General features: G+C 63.6%; 4 protein-coding genes and 1 pseudogene. 1 reads left to right on the top strand and 4 read right to left on the bottom strand.

Annotated elements, in window-relative coordinates:
* Window positions 1–187: 187 nt before the first annotated feature.
* Window positions 188–1345 carry an acyl-CoA dehydrogenase family protein gene (locus tag VE759_RS09100; RefSeq protein ID WP_324930656.1) on the top strand — a complete coding sequence of 386 codons (1158 nt, stop codon included), beginning with the start codon at window positions 188–190 and terminating at the stop codon, window positions 1343–1345.
* A 64-nt stretch (window positions 1346–1409) separates the two neighbouring features.
* Here the strand turns inward: VE759_RS09100 and VE759_RS09105 are convergent, their stop codons facing one another.
* The 4 genes and pseudogenes from VE759_RS09105 to VE759_RS09120 form a co-directional block, all read right to left on the bottom strand.
* The gene (locus VE759_RS09105; protein WP_324930659.1) at window positions 1410–3197 is read right to left on the bottom strand and encodes an AMP-binding protein; all 1788 of its coding nucleotides are present in this window, start codon (window positions 3195–3197) and stop codon (window positions 1410–1412) included.
* Window positions 3194–3460: an acyl carrier protein gene (locus VE759_RS09110; protein ID WP_324930662.1), complete on the bottom strand. Its 267-nt coding sequence runs from the start codon at window positions 3458–3460 to the stop codon at window positions 3194–3196. The genes VE759_RS09105 and VE759_RS09110 overlap by 4 nt, the downstream gene beginning before the upstream one ends.
* Window positions 3461–3563: 103 nt before the next feature.
* The gene (locus VE759_RS09115; protein WP_324930665.1) at window positions 3564–4592 is read right to left on the bottom strand and encodes a 3-oxoacyl-ACP synthase III family protein; all 1029 of its coding nucleotides are present in this window, start codon (window positions 4590–4592) and stop codon (window positions 3564–3566) included.
* 2 nt (window positions 4593–4594) lie between these two features.
* Window positions 4595–4777: pseudogene (locus tag VE759_RS09120) on the bottom strand (hypothetical protein); the annotation flags it as partial.

A 4777-nucleotide genomic window follows, 5' to 3' on the forward strand; every position in this document is an offset into this window, starting at 1 on the left:
CGAAAATGACGTCGCCGCCAAGCCAACCGACGTCGACGACAATAACCACAATGACCCCGACAGCACCCAGCTCGACGCTCGGGCTCTGGCGCGCGGCGTCGGCAGCCATCGACCCGGCGGGCTACTTCCGCCGCCGCGCCAGCTGCCAACCCCCCCTGTCAAAACACGCTCGCCGGAGGCCACCGCCATGCGTGCTGTAATGTACGACCGCACGCTTTTCGAGCCGGAGCACGAGCTGTTCCGCGAGTCATACCGGTCGTTCCTCCAAAGACATGTCGCGCCGTACCACGAACAGTGGGAGAAGGACAAGATTGTCGACCGCGGCGTCTGGCTCGAAGCCGGCAAGCAGGGCTTTTTGGGCACGGCGGTGCCCGAGGAGTACGGCGGCGGTGGCAATCCGGACTTTCGCTACAACACGATCGTCACCGAGGAGACCACCGCTGGCCGGTTCAGCGGGATCGGTTTCGCACTGCACAACGATATCGTCGCGCCCTATCTGATCCGGTTGGCTACCGAGGAGCAAAAGGAGCGCTGGCTGCCGAAGTTCTGCACCGGCGAGCTGATCACAGCGATCGCGATGACCGAACCGGGTGCCGGAAGCGACCTGCTGGGCATCAACACCCGGGCGGTCAAGGACGGCGACGACTGGGTGCTCAACGGCGCCAAGACGTTCATCACCAACGGGATCAACGCCGATCTAGTAATCGTGGTCGCGCAGACCAATCCCGGCAAGGGTGCGTTGGGATTCTCCTTGCTGGTCGTGGAGCGGGGGATGGAAGGGTTCGAACGCGGTCGCAAGCTGGACAAGATCGGTATGGACGCACAGGACACTGCGGAGTTGTCGTTCAACGATGTGCGGGTGCCGTCGGCGAATCTGCTCGGCAAGGTAGGGAAGGGCGTCTTCTACCTTATGCAGAACCTGCCGCAGGAGCGGCTCTCTATCGCGCTGATGTCGGCGGCTGCGATGGAGACGTCGTTGGAGATGACGCTGGAATACGCTAAGGAGCGTAAGGCTTTTGGCCAGCCGGTCGGCAGCTTCCAGAACAGCCGCTTCGTACTCGCCGAGTTGGCGACGGAGGCAACCGCGGTGCGGATCATGATCGATGAGTTCATCCGGCTGCACCTCGATGAGAAGCTCACCGCCGAGCAGGCCGCGATGGCCAAATGGTATGCGACCGAGGCATACGTCCGGCTGGTCGACCGCTGCCTGCAATTGCACGGCGGCTACGGCTACATGCGCGAATACCCCATCGCAAGGGCATACCTCGACGCCCGAGTGCAGACCATCTACGGCGGCACGACCGAGATCATGAAGGATCTCATCGGCCACAGCCTGGGCGTTTAGCGGCCAGTGCTCGGCCCATCGAGTCGCGCGCGAGCCAGTTCAGTGACGTACTACTGGATGCTGATCAACTTTGGCGTGATTGATCAACCGTCCGCTTGTTTGCGGTGAGCCGGGAGTGCATGGCGAGTGCATGAGAGAGTTGCCCTTTGGCCGAGTGCAGCACCAGCCGCATCGCAGAGACCTTCTTCGGCGGCGACAGCGTGCCTGCCTGCCACTGTGCGCGCGCCTCGCGTCGGCGCATTTTTCCGCTGGAGGTCCGAGGCAACGTACCTGGTGCCAGCAGCTCCACGTGGGCCGCCAGGATGCCGGTGCGCTGCCAAACCCGTGACGCCACATCGCTCGCCAAGCTGGGTGGGGCGTCTGGGGTGGTTTCGACAAGCATCGCCAGCGCCTCTTCCTCCTCGCCGGCAGGAACGAAGCCCACGGCCACCGCACATCCAGTGCGGACGCCCGGCAGTTCCTCGAGCGCCGCCTCGAAATCCTGCGGCGCGTGGTTGGCACCCCGAATGATCACGATGTCCTTGCTCCGTCCGCACATGAAGAGCTCACCGTCGTGAACGAAGCCAAGGTCTCCGGTGTCGAGCCAGCCGTCGTGAAGCACCTGATCGGTTAGATCGCAGCGGCCGAAATAGCCGGCCATGATGCTAGGGCCCCGGACGAAGACTCGGCCGGCCTGATCGGGCGGCGCGGGTAGTGATTCGTCATCGCGGATCTCTACCTCAACCCCTGCCAGCGGACGGCCCACGCTTACCAGCTCTTTGCTGCCCGGCTCGACGACACCGGCGGCGGCCAGGCTATCGGCGTCCACACCAAGTGTCTTGAACGAGGTGCGGGCCGGTTTGAACGTCACGGCCAGCGAGGCCTCCGCCATTCCGTAGCACGGTGTGAGGGACGAGGCGTCAAAGCCCCAGTGCCCGAACCGCTCGCTGAATTGCCGCTGTAGCGAGGCGCTGACCGCCTCCGCGCCATTGAGACACACCCTCCACGAGGACAGGTCGACGCCGTCGAGTTCCTCGTCACGAATCCGATTGACACACAGGCCGAACGCGAAGTTGGGCGCCGACGAGACGGTGCCGCGGTGTCGTGAGAAGGCCCGCAGCCACGTCGCAGGTTTTGCGAGGAATAGCTCCGGTGGTAGCAGCACCAGCGGAGCTGGAAGATAGAACGCCGACAGCAGATTTCCGATCAATCCCATGTCGTGATAAAGCGGCAGCCACGTGACGCCCACCAGATCGCGCGTTACTTCCTCGCCAAAGTAGCTCGCGATCGCGGCGAGGTTGAACAGCAGATTCTCGTGCGTGAGCGCCACCGGCTTGGGATCGTGGGTGGTGCCTGAGGAGAATTGGATCAACGCGATGTCATCGGCAGCCACCGTAACCTCACCCGCCTCGGTGCCACCGAGGCCGGACGCTGTCACACAGCCCAGCCGAGGGGCTGCGTTCCGCACGGCGACTCCGAGCAGGCGACGGATGCGTTCGTCGGTGACGACCAGGGCCGCGTCTGCTGCCTGCAGCATCGCGGCCGTCCTGCGGTGATACTCGTCGAGCTTCCCGAGTCGGACCGGCGGATACAGCGGTACCGGGATAGCGCCCGCGCATAGCACACCGAAGAAGCACTCCGCAAACTCCGGACAGGTCGGCAACACCAGCGCCACGCGATCGCCCTTGTCCACACCGCGCGCCAACAGATCCGCGGCAATCGACATCGCCTTCTCCCGCACGTGAGCCATCGGGACTTGTTGTTCTTCCTCGTTGCGGTTCACGAAGAACAGACTCACACTGCTTTGTGCGGCTGCGGCGAGCATCTCATTGAGCGTCTCGTACTGCGGACGGACGGCGGGGGCGCCTTTCATCGCCGCTTCTCGATAAGACGCACCACCAACCGGCCAAGATCACCGACCGTGCGCAGCTCTTCGGCATCGTCGGCGTCCAGCTCGATGTCGTAGCGCGTTTCGATCTTGAGGACAAGCGACATGACCTTGAGGGAATCAAGTCCCCCGTCCTGCAGGGTGGAATCGGCCGTGAGATTCGCAACTCCCGCTTCGGCCCGAAGCATCGAGATGATCTCTTCGGTCACATCAGCCAAATTCGCGGACTCCTGGGTTGGCAACGTCATGACAAACTCCCCACTGTGGTCAGAACTGCCCGCGTCGATGCGCGGCAGCCGATATTGATTCGGGTCCCACCCGTTGTCCCGTGCGTTTGCAGAACTACTGTCATTAGGGCCTCCCGCCCCACCGGATCGCGGCGGCACCGGCGAAGTCCCCCGCGTTCGCGAACCCTGCCATCATCACGATGTCACCCGCGTTGATTTGGCCGTCATTGATAGCGGCCTCGAAGTTGACGGGTATACCGATGGCGAACAGGTTGCCGCACTGGTGGAACGTGTCGCGGTGACGCTCGCGGGGAAGCTCGAGCGCCTCGGCCCAGTTGCGCAGGAGCAGCCGATTGGGCTGATTGGTGACAAGCAGGTCGAGGTCATTCGGTTTCACGCCGATTCGGTCGCATACAGCGTGCACGACGCCGGGCACCTGACGGTTGCCGCGGGAGAGCACCTTCATGATCTTGGCCTCGTTGAAGCCGACGTGGCCTTCCCCTGGCCCGGCCTGCCACCACTGGCGTGGCGGGTCGGTCTCCAGGGTCATGTCGACGGCGTTTTGACCGAAAAAGCGGCATTCGGTGTCGAGTATCGGGGAGCGATCCGACACCGTGACGAGGCCAACGGCTGCCCCGTCGCCGGGAACCGACGCCTGGGCGAGTTTGCGGACTTGTTCCTGCTCAAAGACCTTGCCGGCGGCGTTTGCCGCGTTCGCGATCAGCGCGCTACGGCCGGCGCCGGAGCAAAGCAGCAGGCGGGCAAGGTCGAGCATGTACACGAACGAGGCACAGCCGCTGTTGTGGACGTCGATGATCCACCGAGGGGTCATGCCAAGCCGGTGTGCGACTTCACCGCCCGCACCGACAATGGGCAGGTCGGGCATCTGGCAATGCGTGAGCAGCACGTCCACGTCTTCCAGCACCTCAGGCCCGTGGCGGGCAACCAACCCTGCGGTGGCCCGCTCGATCATGTCGACGTTGGACTCATCTAACGCCGCGTGGTGGCGGTACTCAGGGGGCGCGAACATTGGGCTGTCACGCAGGTCATCCGATTCGGCGAACTGAGCGTAATACTCTGCGGGAACGCGGTTTTCAGGCAGGTAGGTTGCAACGTCGATCAGGCTGACCGTCGGTGGTGTCGTAGTCCTCATTATCAGATGCCGTCCGTCTCGTTCCGGTCCAATTGGGTATCTCGCATCCAGGCTGGGGTGACCGGTAGGGCGTTGTGGTGGCGGTATTCGGCGATGGCTTTGAGGTTTTTGAGCTCAAGCAGATGACCTGCGCCGAACATGTCCCAGAAATCGCCGACCCACACGGGTCGTTGCGGCGGCGCGGT

This window comes from Mycobacterium sp. (assembly GCF_035640695.1).
In the GTDB taxonomy this organism is placed as follows: domain Bacteria; phylum Actinomycetota; class Actinomycetes; order Mycobacteriales; family Mycobacteriaceae; genus Mycobacterium.